Annotated in this window: 14 protein-coding genes; 10 read left to right on the top strand and 4 right to left on the bottom strand. The window is 54.2% G+C overall.

Features of this window, described 5'->3' with window-relative positions:
• Positions 1-123: 123 nt before the first annotated feature.
• The 3 genes from NST84_RS20795 to NST84_RS20785 all read left to right on the top strand — a co-directional run bounded on the left by NST84_RS20795 (position 124) and on the right by NST84_RS20785 (position 2,646).
• Positions 124-624: a Crp/Fnr family transcriptional regulator gene (locus tag NST84_RS20795; protein WP_342562056.1), complete on the top strand. Its 501-nt coding sequence runs from the start codon at positions 124-126 to the stop codon at positions 622-624.
• Positions 625-979: 355 nt separating this feature from the next.
• Complete coding sequence (locus NST84_RS20790) at positions 980-1,651, top strand: YitT family protein (protein ID WP_342562055.1); 672 nt, start codon at positions 980-982, stop codon at positions 1,649-1,651.
• 200 nt (positions 1,652-1,851) lie between these two features.
• Positions 1,852-2,646, top strand: coding sequence for a TIGR00266 family protein (locus tag NST84_RS20785; protein ID WP_342562054.1), 795 nt, complete (start codon positions 1,852-1,854; stop codon positions 2,644-2,646).
• Between the two features lie 108 nt (positions 2,647-2,754).
• Here the strand turns inward: NST84_RS20785 and NST84_RS20780 are convergent, their stop codons facing one another.
• Positions 2,755-3,489 carry a class I SAM-dependent methyltransferase gene (locus NST84_RS20780; protein ID WP_342562053.1) on the bottom strand — a complete coding sequence of 245 codons (735 nt, stop codon included), beginning with the start codon at positions 3,487-3,489 and terminating at the stop codon, positions 2,755-2,757.
• A gap of 126 nt (positions 3,490-3,615) precedes the next feature.
• On the opposite strand from NST84_RS20780, the gene NST84_RS20775 reads away from it, so the two are divergent.
• Positions 3,616-4,314, top strand: a complete 699-nt coding sequence (locus NST84_RS20775; RefSeq protein ID WP_342562052.1) for a response regulator transcription factor — start codon at positions 3,616-3,618, stop codon at positions 4,312-4,314.
• Entirely contained in the window at positions 4,315-5,334 is a 1,020-nt protein-coding gene (locus NST84_RS20770; RefSeq protein ID WP_342562051.1) for a sensor histidine kinase, read from the top strand. It begins immediately after the preceding gene.
• Here NST84_RS20770 and NST84_RS20765 read toward each other — a convergent pair.
• The 3 genes from NST84_RS20765 to NST84_RS20755 all read right to left on the bottom strand — a co-directional run bounded on the left by NST84_RS20765 (position 5,279) and on the right by NST84_RS20755 (position 7,335).
• Positions 5,279-5,563 carry a PQ-loop domain-containing transporter gene (locus NST84_RS20765; RefSeq protein WP_342562050.1) on the bottom strand — a complete coding sequence of 95 codons (285 nt, stop codon included), beginning with the start codon at positions 5,561-5,563 and terminating at the stop codon, positions 5,279-5,281. The genes NST84_RS20770 and NST84_RS20765 overlap by 56 nt on opposite strands.
• A gap of 159 nt (positions 5,564-5,722) precedes the next feature.
• Entirely contained in the window at positions 5,723-6,160 is a 438-nt protein-coding gene (locus tag NST84_RS20760; RefSeq protein ID WP_342562049.1) for a MarR family transcriptional regulator, read from the bottom strand.
• Between the two features lie 137 nt (positions 6,161-6,297).
• Complete coding sequence (locus NST84_RS20755; protein ID WP_342562048.1) at positions 6,298-7,335, bottom strand: NADH:flavin oxidoreductase/NADH oxidase; 1,038 nt, start codon at positions 7,333-7,335, stop codon at positions 6,298-6,300.
• 231 nt (positions 7,336-7,566) lie between these two features.
• On the opposite strand from NST84_RS20755, the gene NST84_RS20750 reads away from it, so the two are divergent.
• From NST84_RS20750 to metE, 5 genes are all read left to right on the top strand, one after another.
• On the top strand, positions 7,567-8,337 hold the full coding sequence (locus tag NST84_RS20750; protein WP_342562047.1) for an ABC transporter ATP-binding protein: 771 nt from the start codon (positions 7,567-7,569) through the stop codon (positions 8,335-8,337).
• Positions 8,312-10,261: an ABC transporter permease gene (locus tag NST84_RS20745; RefSeq protein WP_342562046.1), complete on the top strand. Its 1,950-nt coding sequence runs from the start codon at positions 8,312-8,314 to the stop codon at positions 10,259-10,261. The genes NST84_RS20750 and NST84_RS20745 overlap by 26 nt, the downstream gene beginning before the upstream one ends.
• Before the next feature lie 16 nt (positions 10,262-10,277).
• The gene (locus NST84_RS20740) at positions 10,278-10,901 is read left to right on the top strand and encodes a DedA family protein (RefSeq protein WP_342562045.1); all 624 of its coding nucleotides are present in this window, start codon (positions 10,278-10,280) and stop codon (positions 10,899-10,901) included.
• A gap of 23 nt (positions 10,902-10,924) precedes the next feature.
• Positions 10,925-11,785, top strand: a complete 861-nt coding sequence (locus NST84_RS20735) for an undecaprenyl-diphosphate phosphatase (protein WP_342562044.1) — start codon at positions 10,925-10,927, stop codon at positions 11,783-11,785.
• A 333-nt stretch (positions 11,786-12,118) separates the two neighbouring features.
• Positions 12,119-14,410, top strand: a complete 2,292-nt coding sequence (metE, locus tag NST84_RS20730; protein ID WP_342562043.1) for a 5-methyltetrahydropteroyltriglutamate--homocysteine S-methyltransferase — start codon at positions 12,119-12,121, stop codon at positions 14,408-14,410.
• The last annotated feature ends 13 nt before the right edge of the window (positions 14,411-14,423 follow it).

Below are 14,423 nucleotides of genomic sequence, written 5' to 3'. Positions count from 1 at the left end.
AACTGCGGGGATCAGACACCAGTCTGTTCCCCGCAGTTTTTTCTGTTTGTTTCACTGCAATTTTAAGGTGTAATTCTGTATAATTATTAATATACATAAACAGAAGCTAAAGGAGAGAGCGAAATGATTCTGCACAGAGGGGAAGTCTTGTTCCGTCAGGGAGACAGCTGCGAATATCTGTATAAGGTGAAAAGCGGGCTGTTCAAAGTAACGAGGCTGCATGAGAACGGGAATATGGTGCTGTTCAATCTGCTGTATCCCGGTGAGACCGTCCCCCATCATTCCCTCATTTCGCCTAAGGAGGCGCATGGAACGGCTGTTGCAATGATCAAGAGCGAGATTGAGATCGTTCCGGCGGCGGAATGGTACCGGGAGCTGCGCGAGAATCCGGACAAAGTGATGGAGATTGCGCTGCTGCTCCAGGAGAAGGTCCGGTTTATGCAGACCCGGCTGGATCACCTGACTGTCGGCTCACCTGCTGAACGCATGGAGCTGCTTAACCGCTGGATGAAAGATTACGCTTACGGCGCACAGCTGACAGATCTGTTAACCCAGGAAGAAATTGGACAATTGATTGGTGTACGGCGTGAAACGGTGAACCGGCTGCTGCGGAATCAGGACTAAATGTAAATTTTACATGAATACAGCGTAAAATTTACATGAATCGTGATGTTTTTACTGGAAACCTGTTTAGAGACGGCCTGCCGCGTGGTATAATCTATTCAGAAGTTATTAAATTAAAGAAAGGATCAGGATACCATGTGTCCCCGAAGGACGATTCCCCAAAGGACGATTTGGAAACGTTATGATCTGTCTTATACTTAGCTTCCCTGTAGAAGGTGCGAAACGTTGTTAATGACGAAGCCGCCTCTGCCATGGGAAGGGAGTATTGTATGCGAAGGATAAGCTCCTCTGGTATAACCCGTCGTAGAGGGTCCGGTGATGTCTAAGCCGCCAACTACGATAAGGGGAGACCTGTATGAGGAATCACAACGACGGCATGAGACTGCCGTTACGACTCACCGTTATTTTGTCCGGAACTTTGCTATTAGCGTTTACTTATTATCACATTAATTATCAGAACCATTTGACCGAGGGCGGGTTTGTCGGCCTGGCATTGCTCGGCAAATATGTACTAGGCATTTCACCATCTGTATCAACTCTACTCTTGGACATACCAGTACTTATAATCGCCATGATCTTTAAAGGAAAATCGTTCGTGGTGAACACGTTCATCTCTGTAGCAGCCTTTACGCTGTCCTACGGACTGATGGAACGCTATTCCGGATGGGTGATTGACTTACAGGATAACCTGCCGCTCGCGGCATTGTTGTCCGGTGTACTGACAGGTCTTGGTGCGGGCTTGGTCCTGCGGGGCGGCGGTGCGAGCGGCGGTGACGATATTTTGTCGCTGCTGATCAGTGAGTGGAAGGGAATCAAGGTAGGTACGGTGTTCATCCTTATGGATGTTGTTGTTCTGGCATTATCCCTTATGTATATGCCGGTCAAGGAGACACTGTATACAGTGATGGCTGTAGTAGTAGCCGGTTATGTAATTACCCTGACTACCTCACTGGGCAGACCAAAGCTGAACAAGGTACCGAAGCTTCAACCGAAACTAAGCAAGCCGCAAGATGGTACAGCAGTGTGAACAGCGCAAAGTTAACCCCGCGCTGCGGGGTTCATGATCAAAGGCCAGCTTATGATGCGATGCATCTAAGCCGGCCTTTATTTGTGCGGGAAAGGCTGAAACCGCAGCGCCGGGCAGCGCGTATATATCTCGTTCATAACATCACGGGATTACAGAGAGCGGGTACACAGGCACTATAAACCATTTAGGAGGCTGCAGGAATGAGTGCACATGAAATTGATTATGCCATTATGGGCGGGGAAATCCAGTGTGTGGAGGTTCAGCTTGATCCCGGAGAAAGTGTGGTTGCCGAAGCGGGCAGCTTTATGATGATGGACCCGGAGATTACGATGGAGACGATCTTTGGGGATGGCTCCGGCTCCCGTCAGGGCAGCGGACTAATGGGCAAGCTGATGGGTGCAGGCAAGCGGATCCTGACGGGAGAAAGCCTGTTCATGACCGTCTTCACACACAGCGGGCATTACGGGCGGAAGAATGTAACCTTTGCCGCGCCGTATCCGGGTAAGATTATCCCGCTTGACCTCCAGCAGTACTCCGGCAAGATCATCTGCCAAAAGGATTCCTTTCTCTGTGCGGCTAAAGGCGTATCTGTAGGCATCGAATTTCAGCGTAAGCTGGGCGTCGGATTCTTCGGCGGCGAAGGCTTCATTATGCAAAAGCTGGAGGGAGACGGCCTGGCCTTTGTCCATTCCGGCGGACATGTGCTGGAGCGGACGCTGCAGCCCGGCGAGACGATTAAGCTCGATACAGGCTGCCTTGTAGCGATGACCTCCTCAGTAGATTACAATATTGAGTTCGTCAAAGGCGTCAAAACAGCGCTGTTCGGCGGCGAAGGCCTGTTCTTTGCCACCCTGCGCGGGCCGGGCAAGGTGTGGGTGCAGTCGCTGCCGTTCAGCCGGATGGCCGACCGCATCCTGTCGGCGGCAGGCGGCTCCGGACGCAAGGAGGAAGGCAGCATTCTCGGCGGCCTGGGCAATCTGCTGGACGGCAGATAAGCAGCGCGAAGTAACAACATCTAACACACAGAACAGCCGTACCGCGGGGTTGACCGGAGGTACGGCTGTTTTTGGTGGTAGTCTGGCCAATAAGCAACAAGATGGCATTTATGCTTTAAAAACAGACAGCAGCAGAAACATCGGCCGGCGTACTTCCTCATGCCATGCCGGATCCTGTTCCAGCATCTCTGTGGTGGGCTGCAGCTCGGAGATCTTGGCAAGCGTAAAGCCGGACTCCAGCAGCACGTTTAAATAGGTGGACAATGTGCGATGATATTTTACCACATTCTCTCCAAGAAATCTGGCGGTGCGCGCACCTTCGAGATGATAACCATCTACCGGCCAATGCAGCTTTTCGCCGCTTTGGCTATAGTGCCAGTCTTGGGCTGCCAATGCTGTAAAGACAGGATGCTCCACAGATAGCACAAACTGTCCGCCGTTTTTCAGGCAATCATTCACACGCCTGCACAGGTCACCGAACTGCTCCACATAATGAATGGCCAGCGAGCTGATGACCGTATCGAACTCACCTTCACCAAATGAGATATCCTCTATCGGCATTTGTATATATTCGATCAGCGGATCATTAGTCATCTCCCTGGCCCGCTGCAGCATATTATCTGAGAGGTCAATGCCGGTAACGGAAGCCGCCCCCTGCTCACGCGCATACCGGCAGTGCCAGCCGAATCCGCAGCCGAGGTCTAGTACCTTCTTACCATCCAAAACAGGCAGCAGAGAGCGGAAGGTCTGCCATTCACCTGCTGACTCCAGGCCTCCGACGGAGCGGGGCATTGCACTGTATTTTTCAAAGAAAACGGCATTATCATATTTATTCTCTTTCATCTGAAGCCCCCTGACATTTTAAAAATCTCTTAAATAGTATATCCCATATTTGACTAGCCTGCCGGGACTGTATATATTATGGGCAAAGCCCTTGGACTAAGCCAAGGCTGCGACCGGAGGCCTCCTATGTTCAAAATTTTCATTATCGAGGACGATCAGGGGCTGGTGTCCCTGCTTCAGGATTACTTACATAAATTCGGCTATGAGACAATGGCAGTGCAGGATTTCGAGGCCGTAAAAGCGCAATTTGAGCAGTATGCGCCGCATCTGGTGCTGCTGGATGTCAATCTGCCCAAGTTCGACGGTTATTACTGGTGCCGCCAGATCCGCGGGATCTCCACCTGTCCGATTCTGTTCATCTCCGCCCGCGAAGGAAAGATGGACCAGGTGATGGCACTGGAAAACGGGGCGGATGATTATATCACCAAGCCATTTGACTATGAAATTGCGTTTGCCAAAATCAAGAGCCATCTCCGCCGTGCTTACGGCTCCTATGCAGCAGGCGGGACCGAGCGCGGCTTGAATGTTTCCGGGCTGACGCTGGATGGTGAGCGGCTCATTCTGTCCCGCGGCAGCCTGAAGACCGAGCTTAGCCATACGGAAGCCAAGATCCTCGGCGAGCTGATGCAAAAAGCCGGCACCATCGTCACACGAGACCGGCTGCTGGAGAAAATCTGGGATGACCAGGTATTTGTCGATGACAATACGCTGAATGTCTATGTCACCCGGGTCCGCAAAAAGCTGGCCGTCCTGAACATCCAGGACGGCCTTCAGACCGTACGCGGCCAGGGCTACCGGTTATCGGGCGACTGGGGGGAAGCATAGGTGAGGTTATTTTTACGGGAACAGACGCCGTTAATTATAGTTTATCTTTCGCAGCTGCTGATCATCACGCTGATATACCGGCTGGACGGCGGAAGCGCAGTGGAAGTAAGTCTGTACGCGATGCTGCTCAGCACCTGCCTGCTGCTGGCTTATCTGGCCTACCGCTATCTCACCAACCGTTCCTTCTATGAACGGCTGCAGACCCAGCCGGATTCGCTTAATGAATCAGGGGGACCGGCCCAAAGCTCGCCGCTGGCTGACAGCCTGCGCAAGCTGCTGACCCGGCAGTTCCGGCTCTATCAGAATGATCTGCACAGCTACCGCCACAAGCTGGAGGAGCATATTCACTTCATCAACCAGTGGGTGCACGGCATGAAGACGCCGCTGTCCGTGATACATCTGATCATACAGGACAAGGACGGTCCGCCTTTTACGGCGATCGGCGATGAGCTGGACCGGCTGAAAAAAGGGCTGGATACTGTGCTGTATACCGCCCGGCTCGATACATTCGAGCATGATTTTTATGTGGAGCAGCTGGAGCTGGCAGCAGTTCTGCGCAGTGTGACTTCCGAGCAGAAGCGGCTTTTTATCCGCAAACGTATTTTTCCGGCAATTACCGTAGACAGCGGCATAACCATCACTTCCGACGAAAAGTGGCTGGGGTTTCTACTGACGCAGCTCATTACCAACGCGCTCAGGTATACGGTGGAGGAGGGCAGACGGGTACATTTTCACGGTTATATAGAGGAGCATGGGCGGGTTACGCTTGAGGTGCGTGATGAAGGGGTGGGCATTCCGCCCGGTGACCTGCCGCGGGTGTTCGATCCGTATTTTACCGGTGTCAACGGGCGCACGTTTCAGGAATCGACAGGGATGGGCCTGTACCTGGTGAAGCAGATCTGCGGCAAGCTGGGACATGAGGTGGAAATTTCCTCGGAGGTCGGCAAGGGGACGGCGGTGCGGATTATTTTCGCGGGCGCTGCGGCCCCCGGTAATGCAGGATCAGGAGCACCACAGTAGAAACTACGGTAAGCGATAATGTATTTGTAACGAGAAAAGCCAGCCCTGTCCCGTCAGCAGCCAGGTTCACCGCATAAGCCTCCATCAGCCCGATGCCCAGCAGCATCAGCAGATAGGCTTTCAGATTGAGGTCGTTAACCGATTTTGTTCTTATCATCTGAATAATCTGCGGAATCCAGCCCACAGACAGAATAATGCCGCCAAGCAGCTGCATCAGCGCGAAGAGCATGGTTACACCTCCGGTTTTATTGTCTAGTACGTTGTATGCCGGAGTGGCCGGATGAGTTACTTTGCAGCTGGCAGCCGAACGGGCATAAAAATACCCCGCTATCCCTTTGAGGATAGCGGGGTATTACTCATGTCTGGGGGAGCAGCAGGGGAGCGCAGGCTACTGCTGCCGCCCCAGGCGTGCAAGCTGCTTCAGCAGCTCTGCAGCTTCACTGAACGGAAAAGCTTCGGCCAGTACTTCGCTAACGGTTACCCGCGCCCGGTCCACCTTGCTCTGTCCGATCTCTGTCAGCGAGGTGTAGATGCTTCTGCGGTCGCTGTCGCAGGACTTGCGCTCCAGCGCGCCGCAGCCCTTGGCTTCGAACCGGCTGACCAGCCGGGAGACCGCACTCTGGCTGAGGCCGACCATCGCTTCAAGCTGCTGCAGCCGCAGCTTCTTCTCAGGGGCTTCAGACAGAAAGAGCAGCAGGTAAAATTCCTTGAGCGACAGCTGGTAATTCTCCTGAAGCCGCGCTTCCAGCTCATTGGCAACATTCATCTGTATATGAGTCAGCGACAGCCAGCTGGCTATCAGGTCATTCTCCGGATTATTCTTCATCTGATAAGTCCTCTCCCGGTGCATGCCGGCACATGAAATGAAATATGGTCCATTATACCATTACCGCGCTGCAGGTTGCGAGAAAAGAAGCCGTACTGTAATAATTTTGCATAATTCCGGAATATCCGGGTCAGTGCTTAGTGGCTGCTCCGGGGAAAACCGAATTCATACTGCTTCGGAACACCTGCAGCCTTGCCGAGCTGTACGCCTGCTTCCAGCGTCCAGTATGGATTCCGCAGCATTCCGCGTCCGACAGCAACCAGGTCCGCATCCTCATTGCCGATTACGGCATTAGCAAGGGCGGGCTCATCCAGCCGGCCGACAGCAATGACAGGAACATTCAGCTCCTGTTTGAACGCACGGGCCAGAGGCACCTGATACGCGGCGTGGGTTCCTGGTCTGCCCGCAGCGGCAATTGCACCTTCTCCGCCGGCACTGATGTGGAAGATGTCAGCGCCAGCTTCCTTGTAGGCTGCACCAATCTTAAGGCTTTCTTCAATTCCGTAGCCGCCCTCAACATATTCCTGGGCCGAGATACGCATAATGAGCGGCATGCCTGCCGGAATTTCCTGCTTGGCAGCGGCAATTACTTCTCTGCCGAACAAGGTCAGATCCTGGCCGTATTCATCGGCTCTGCGGTTAGTCAGCGGAGAATGGAACTGGTGAATCAGGTAGCCGTGGGCACCATGCAGCTCGATTACATCAAAGCCGGCCTGAACTGCCCGTCTTACGCCCGCCTGGAATTTGCCGACCATGTCCTTCACTTCAGCTGTGGTCAGCTCGCGGGGTGTTTTGGATTTCTCGTCGAACGGAATCGGGGAAGAGGATACAGGAACAGCTGCATCTTCAGCTTTGCGTCCGGCGTGGGCGATCTGAATGCCGACTTTAGCGCCATAGGCATGGCAGGCATCGACAATACGGGCCAGCGCAGGAATATGGTCGTCTGACCAGATACCCAGATCATAATCGGTAATGCGGCCGTCAGGCTCCACATCCGTCATTTCTATAATAATCAGCCCGGTGCCGCCGACGGCCCGGCTTACATAGTGGTTATAATGCCAGTCTGTAGCAATCCCGTCCTTAGCAGTAACGGAATATTGGCACATAGGAGGCAGAACTACACGGTTTTTCAGCTTTAAATCCTTGAGCTCATATGGGGTGAACAGATCTTTCATTCGGTTATCTCTCCTTGGCAGAGTGCCTGAATTTGGCATGCTTTATGTAATACAAATCATCGATTTAATAAAATGCATGCTCATGCATATAAATATAGAATGAACGGCAGCTGCTGTCAACCCCTGTTTGCTTACAATAATGTAAGGTGACTGTAAGTTTCAGAAATAGTAGGCGGTGTTAACACTTTGTATAATGAAAGAAATTCGAAGTGACAGAAGGAGCGGACGCAATTGCCTCTGTTAGACGTACACAATTTATCCAAAATATACGAGGGCAAGGTGTCGACCCATGCGCTGAATCACATCCGCTTTGCTGTAGAGAAGGGGGAATTCGTCGGCATTATGGGTCCTTCCGGCAGCGGTAAGACCACGCTGCTCAACGTCATTGCCACCATAGATGAGCCTACCTCGGGTGAAGTGATGATCGGCGGGCGTGATCCCAACCTGCTGGGCCGTAAGGAGAAGGCGCTCTTCCGCCGCAAGGAGCTGGGCTTTGTCTTCCAGCAGTTCAACCTGCTGGATACGCTCACCGTGCAGGAGAACATCGTGCTTCCGCTCACTCTGGCCGGTGTTCCGGTAGCAGAAATGGAACGCCGGCTGCAGGAAGTGGCATCCAGGCTTGAGATCATGCAGCTGCTGGCCAAGCGGACGTACGAGATCTCCGGCGGCCAGATGCAGCGCGTTGCAATTGCCCGGGCGATGATTCACCGTCCGTCGCTGATTCTGGCCGATGAGCCCACAGGCAGCCTCGATTCCAAAACGGCCGGCGAAGTCATGGGTCTGCTGGCCGAGGTGAACGAGGCCGAAGGAGCCACCGTGCTGATGGTTACCCATGATGCCGTAGCAGCGAGCTTCTGCCATCGTGTCATTTTTATCAAAGACGGACGCTTCTACAATGAGATGTACCGGGGAAGCAGCAGGGCGGCCTTTTTCCAGAATATCATCGATATGCTGTCGCTGCTGGGAGGAGCTTCCCATGACCTTTCGCCAGTTCGCTTATAGGAACGTTACCCGTAACAAACGCAAGTATGCCGCCTATTTTGTCTGCAGCTCCTTTTCGGTAATGGTATTTTTCCTTTGTGCGCTGTTTGTATTTCATCCGGCCATTTCCGGTGATCTGATTCTCGGGACTGCGGCGAGCACGATGCTGGCGGCGGAGGGGATCATCTATGTATTCTCCTCGCTGTTCGTTCTGGTGTCTGTCGGCTCCTTTTTGCAGTCACGCAAGCTGGAGTTTGGCATCCTGTTAATGCATGGAATGACCAAGGGCCAGCTTAACAAAATGGTCTTCCTGGAAAATATGATGATCGGCGGCTCGGCCATCCTGAGCGGAACCCTGCTGGGAATGCTGCTCGGCAAGCTGTTTCTGATGATCGGGGCAGGCTTCCTCGGCATCGGACCGCTGCCATTCTATTTCTCCTGGCAGGCGCCTGTACTGACTGTCAGCAGCTTCGCCCTGCTGTTTGTCCTAATCTCGCTGTGCACCTTCGTGCTGATCGGTCAGGATTCACCGCGAGGCCTGTTCCAGAGCGGACAGCGGAGGGAACAGGCGCCGCGTGTATCCCTGTTTGGGGCTGCCGCCTCTGCGCTGTTGCTGCTGGGCGGATATGCCTTTGCGGCTTCTGCCTCAGCCGCCTCGGTGGAAGTGGTCATGTTCCCGGTGGTCGCCGTTACTGTTGCAGGTACCTATCTCTTTTATACGCAGCTGAGCCTGTATATCGCAGCGGTTCTGCGAAACGTGCGACGGTTCTATTGGCATAAGACGAATCTGATTATGCTGTCGGGCCTGTCCCACCGCTGGAGGGCTAACGGGCGGATGTTTTTTATGGTTACGATTGTGTCGGCGGTATCCTTTACCTCTGTAGGTGTATTTGCCTCCATCCATACCCTGTCCAAAGAGCTGAAGCTGGATTATCCGGCGGCTGTAGGCTATGTAGCCAAGGCCAACCAGAGGGAAGATAAGGCTGAGCATGATCTGCAGGGAATCCGCAGCGAGCTGAAGCGCCTCGGGCTGCCCTACGAGACCCTAACCCTCCCCGTGAAATATGCCGAAGTCGTCTCACAGACAGGACCTGACCAGACGAAACAGCTTCCGCTGATAGCTTACAGCGACTACATGCAGGCTTTGGAGAAGGCAGGCTTCACCTCCGGCGAGCAGCAGCCCCAGGGCAGCGCAGGGCTGGTGATGATCGGCTCGCAGCGTGACCGCAGCTTAACCTCCAGCCGGGTCAAGACGGTATATACCCTGGAGCAGGGAATGAAGATTGAGGAGGCCGGCTACACCGGACATGTTCCCATCACCGAATATCTGCTGCCTGAGCTGGACGGCAGGGACGGGGGAGATTTCAGCGGTATTGTTGTCAGTGACAGCCTGTTTCAGGCCGTTATCCCGGTGCACACAGACCGCTATACAGGCTTTTACGTTGATGATTTTCCGCAGACTGCAGGCATTGCCCGGACACTCAGCGGCAAAGGGAAAGTGGCCTATGAGAGCGATGCCCCTTATGCGGTAGTTGTCAGCGGTACACTGTTTGAAATCCAGAAAATTCTGTACAGTACGATGCTGTTCGCTTCCCTGCTGGTTGGCACTGTCTTCTTCATTGCCGCAGGCAGCTTCTTATATTTCCGGCTGTATACGGATCTTGATCATGACCGGCAGCAGTATTCCACCTTGTCTAAAATGGGGCTGACCGACAAGGAGCTTGACCGCACCGTTACGCTGCAGCTGGCACTGATGTTTTTTATACCTTCCGGATTGGCTATTCTCCACAGCCTGTTTGCTTTTATCGCCCTGCAGCGGCTGTTCTACCTGTCCATTGCTGCCGAGACCGGTGCGGTGCTGGCCGGCTATCTGGCTGCACAGGGTCTGTACTTCTTCCTGATCCGCGGCCGTTATCTGCGCAATCTCAAAAAAAATCTGATCTGAATGCGGAGGACTAACAATGGAAACCTGGATTACTGATTTTATGGAGCAGTTCGGCTATCTCGGTATTTTGCTGATGCTTGCCTTTGAGAACATTTTTCCGCCGATTCCTTCGGAGATTATCCTGCCGTTTGGCGGATTTATGACAACTACCTCGGATATGACTATTCCCGGTGTGCTGATCGCCGCAACCATCGGTTCACTGCTTGGGGCTGTCGTGCTGTACTGGGTAGGCCGGATGCTGGATGTGAGCAGGCTGGAAAGGATTGTCGAGCGCTGGGGCGGCTGGCTGCGGATCAGTGCCAAGGATATCCGCCGCGCAGATGCCTGGTTTGACAAATACGGCTACTGGACGGTGCTGTTCTGCCGGATGATTCCGCTGGTGCGCAGCCTGATCTCCATTCCGGCCGGGATGTCCGGGATGAAGTTCGGCCAGTTCATGCTGTTCACCACCATCGGTACCCTGGGCTGGAATACGCTGCTTATCCTGCTTGGCGCGGCGCTGGGCGAGTCATGGGAAGATATCGCCGGTTATATGGACACTTATTCTAACGTTGTCTATGTTGTCCTTGCCGCAGGAATTCTTGTCCTGGGAGTCCTGTTTTTCCGCAGACGCCAGGCGGCGGGCAAAGCCCGCGGCTAAACACAAAATAAGGAGGAGCTGACATGGAGCTGCTAACCATTATTAAAGCAATTATTCTCGGAATTGTTGAGGGCTTGACTGAATTTGCTCCGGTTTCCTCCACCGGCCATATGATCATTGTGGATGACATGTGGCTGAAATCACAGGAGTTCCTGGGCAAATATACTGCCAACACATTTAAGGTTGTTATCCAGCTGGGCTCGATTCTCGCAGTCGTCATTATTTTCTACAAACGGTTTATTGATCTCCTCGGACTCAAGCGGTTCAGCCGCAAAGAAATGACAGCCGTGCCGGATGGTGTGCCGCAGGTGGAGACAGAAGGCCGCCTGAAGCTGGGCCAGGTTCTCGTTGGCCTGATTCCCGCGGGAGTCTTCGGTCTGCTGTTCGAGGACTACATTGACGAGCATCTGTTTTCAACCTCAACGGTGCTGATCGGTCTGGTTGTAGGGGCTGTATTTATGATAATTGCCGACCGTTTTGCGCCCAAAAAGCCGAAAACAGAAACGGTCGACCAGATTACATACCGTCAGGCACTTTCGGTCGGCCTGATCCAGTGTGTCTCGCTCTGGCCGGGCTTTTCCCGCTCGGGCTCGACCATCTCCGGCGGCGTGCTGCTCGGGATGAGCCACCGGGCTGCAGCGGACTTTACTTTTATTATGGCTGTTCCGATTATGGCCGGAGCCAGCCTGATCTCGCTCATCAAGAACTGGCAGTACTTTACGCTGGACGCGCTGCCGTTCTTCATTGCGGGCTTCATCAGCGCCTTTCTGTTCGCGCTTTTGTCGATGCGCTTCTTCCTGAAGCTGATCAACCGGATCAAGCTGCTGCCGTTCGCCATCTACCGGATTGTACTGGCTGCCGTGGTCTATCTGGTCTGGTTCTAGGTCGTTTATAAGCCATCTCTAGGCTGCGTCCATAAACCTAATTTATAACAGGCTGCCGGAAACGGCGGTTCCTCCCGGGAAGGGATGGAGCCGCCGTTTCTTTGCGGTTTCCCGGCTATTTTCCGTATTTTCCGCCTGGATGAATGAAAAGGCGGAGAGCGGAAAAGCGCTGGCAGACTTGCTCTGTAAGTTGTTTGCGGTGTCAGCTATAGCGAATGCGTATAACCGGAAAACCGTGAAACTATTGCGGACTATCCCTGCGGTTCAGTATGATTGCTGCAGATTTGGTGCACGGCAGCAAATACATTTCATACGAAACAGGAGTGAGTCATTATGTCCAGCACAATAACAACCAGCAGCCTCGGTTATCCGAGAATCGGCAGAAACCGGGAGTGGAAGAAGCTGCTCGAAGATTTCTGGAGCGGTAAAATCAGTGAGAAGGAGCTCCGGTCCGGCATGTCGGGACTTCAGCTTCAGCACCTGAAAACACAGCAGCACGCCGGAATTGATCTGATTCCGGTCGGCGACTTCACCTTTTATGATCATGTGCTGGACACAGCCGCTATGTTTGGCATCATTCCTCCGCGTTATGGCTATGAGGGCGGAGAGATTTCCCTGGAGCTGTATTTTGCAATGGCCCGAGGCAGCGCCGGAGCTACAGCCTGCGAAATGACCAAATGGTTCAATACGAACTATCACTATATCGTACCGGAAATCGGTGAGCAGACTCCGGTGCTGACAGCCAATAAGCCGCTTGCCGCTTACCGCTTCGCCAAAGAGCAGGCTGGAATCGAAGGCAAGCCGGTTGTACTCGGCCTTTACACGTTCCTGAAGCTGTCCAAGGGCTTCCGGGCTGCAGATATTGCAGCAGTAGCGGACCGCTTCCTGCCGGTCTACATTCAGCTGCTGCAGGAGCTGCAGGAGGAAGGGGTAGCCTGGGTGCAGATTGATGAGGCGGCGGTTGTCACCGGCCTGAACGCAGAAGAGATCAAGCTGCTGGAGCACATTTACGGGACGATAGCCTCCCAAGTGCCGGGGCTCAAGCTGCTGCTGCAGACTTATTTTGAGGCTGCGGAGCCGCTGGAAGCGCTGCTGAAACTCCCGGTGGCCGGACTTGGCCTGGACTTTGTACATGATGGCGGAGCGAATCTCGATTCCATCCGGCGGCTGGGCTGGCCGGAAGACAAGTGGCTCGGCGCCGGCATCATTGACGGGCGCAACATCTGGCGCAGCGATGCTGCGGCTAAGCTGGAGCTGGTGCGCCAGCTGAGAAACTTCGTGCCGGACGAGCGGCTGATCCTGCAGCCATCCTGCAGTCTGCTGCATGTCCCGGTATCGGTGCAGGGGGAAGACCGGCTGAAGAGCACGGTCAAGAACGCTATCGCCTTCGCGGACGAGAAGCTGGCCGAGCTGAGCCTGATTGCAGCAGCGGCAGCGGATGGGCAGGACAGCTATGCTGCAGCACTGGCCGAGAACCGCGAAGCCTTGTCCCTCTTCCGCGCACTGCCTGAACGCGGCCGTAAGGATGTTGCCGAGCAGGCAGCAGGCCTCCAGCAGCTGCCGGACAGCCGCAGCCTGCCTTTTGCCGAGCGGCAGAAGGTACAGCGCGAGAAATGGCAGCTGCCGCTGCTGCCGACAACGACAATCGGCAGCTTCCCGCAGACGGCTGAGGTGCGGCAGGCCCGTCTCAAATGGCGCAAGGGTGTATGGAGCCAGGAGCGCTACGACGGATTTGTCCGCCAGCAGATCGCTGACGTCATCGCTTTTCAGGAGGAGCTGGGACTGGATGTGCTGGTGCACGGGGAGTTCGAGCGGACAGATATGGTTGAGTTCTTCGGTGAGAAGCTGGCCGGCTACCTGTTCACCAAGGGGGGCTGGGTGCAGTCCTACGGCTCACGCTGCGTGAAGCCGCCGGTTATCTATGCGGATGTTGCGTTTGTTGAGCCGATGACCGTCAAGGAAAGCGTATACGCCCAGTCGCTCACGAAGCTGCCGGTAAAAGGAATGCTCACCGGTCCGGTGACGATTCTGAACTGGTCCTTCGTCCGCGATGACCTGAGCCGTGAAGCGGTGGCGAACCAGATTGCCCTGGCGCTGCGCCAGGAGGTGAAGGCCTTGGAGGATGCGGGAATCGAGATGATTCAGGTAGATGAGCCGGCCATCCGTGAAGGGCTGCCGCTGAAAATAGAGGATCATGAGAACTATTTGAACTGGGCAGTACGGGCTTTCCGGATTGCTACGAACCCGGTCAAGGATACAACACAAATCCACACCCATATGTGCTACAGTGAATTTAACGATATGATTGATTCCATCTCAGCCATGGATGCCGATGTCATCTCCATTGAAACCTCACGCAGCCACGGCGAGCTGATTGTCAGCTTTGAGGAGCAGGAATATGATAAGGGCATCGGGCTTGGGGTATATGATATCCACAGCCCGCGGGTACCGGATACCAAGGAAATGACTGCCAGCATTGAACGTGCCTTGCGTGTTCTTGATGCCGGACAGTTCTGGATTAATCCGGACTGCGGCCTGAAAACCAGAGGCTGGGAAGAAACCGGTGCGGCGCTGCGTAATATGGTCGAGGCGGCAGTGCAGGTAAGAAAGGCAGTCGGGGTATAAAAAGACGGCAATC

The organism is Paenibacillus sp. FSL R7-0345 (assembly GCF_038595055.1).
In the GTDB taxonomy this organism is placed as follows: Bacteria; Bacillota; Bacilli; order Paenibacillales; family Paenibacillaceae; genus Paenibacillus_AQ.
This window is presented reverse-complemented; position numbering and strand designations above follow the sequence as displayed.

What these genes read in the sequence shown, in the direction of transcription:
- NST84_RS20745 (WP_342562046.1), top strand. Translation starts at nt 8,312, where the DNA reads ATGACCTTTCGCCAGTTCGCTTATAGGAACGTTACCCGTAACAAACGC.
- NST84_RS20735 (WP_342562044.1), top strand. Translation starts at nt 10,925, where the DNA reads ATGGAGCTGCTAACCATTATTAAAGCAATTATTCTCGGAATTGTTGAG.
- metE (WP_342562043.1), top strand. Translation starts at nt 12,119, where the DNA reads ATGTCCAGCACAATAACAACCAGCAGCCTCGGTTATCCGAGAATCGGC.
- NST84_RS20790 (WP_342562055.1), top strand. Translation starts at nt 980, where the DNA reads ATGAGGAATCACAACGACGGCATGAGACTGCCGTTACGACTCACCGTT.
- NST84_RS20795 (WP_342562056.1), top strand. Translation starts at nt 124, where the DNA reads ATGATTCTGCACAGAGGGGAAGTCTTGTTCCGTCAGGGAGACAGCTGC.
- NST84_RS20765 (WP_342562050.1), bottom strand. Translation starts at nt 5,563, where the DNA reads ATGCTCTTCGCGCTGATGCAGCTGCTTGGCGGCATTATTCTGTCTGTG.
- NST84_RS20755 (WP_342562048.1), bottom strand. Translation starts at nt 7,335, where the DNA reads ATGAAAGATCTGTTCACCCCATATGAGCTCAAGGATTTAAAGCTGAAA.
- NST84_RS20740 (WP_342562045.1), top strand. Translation starts at nt 10,278, where the DNA reads ATGGAAACCTGGATTACTGATTTTATGGAGCAGTTCGGCTATCTCGGT.
- NST84_RS20775 (WP_342562052.1), top strand. Translation starts at nt 3,616, where the DNA reads ATGTTCAAAATTTTCATTATCGAGGACGATCAGGGGCTGGTGTCCCTG.
- NST84_RS20760 (WP_342562049.1), bottom strand. Translation starts at nt 6,160, where the DNA reads ATGAAGAATAATCCGGAGAATGACCTGATAGCCAGCTGGCTGTCGCTG.
- NST84_RS20785 (WP_342562054.1), top strand. Translation starts at nt 1,852, where the DNA reads ATGAGTGCACATGAAATTGATTATGCCATTATGGGCGGGGAAATCCAG.
- NST84_RS20780 (WP_342562053.1), bottom strand. Translation starts at nt 3,489, where the DNA reads ATGAAAGAGAATAAATATGATAATGCCGTTTTCTTTGAAAAATACAGT.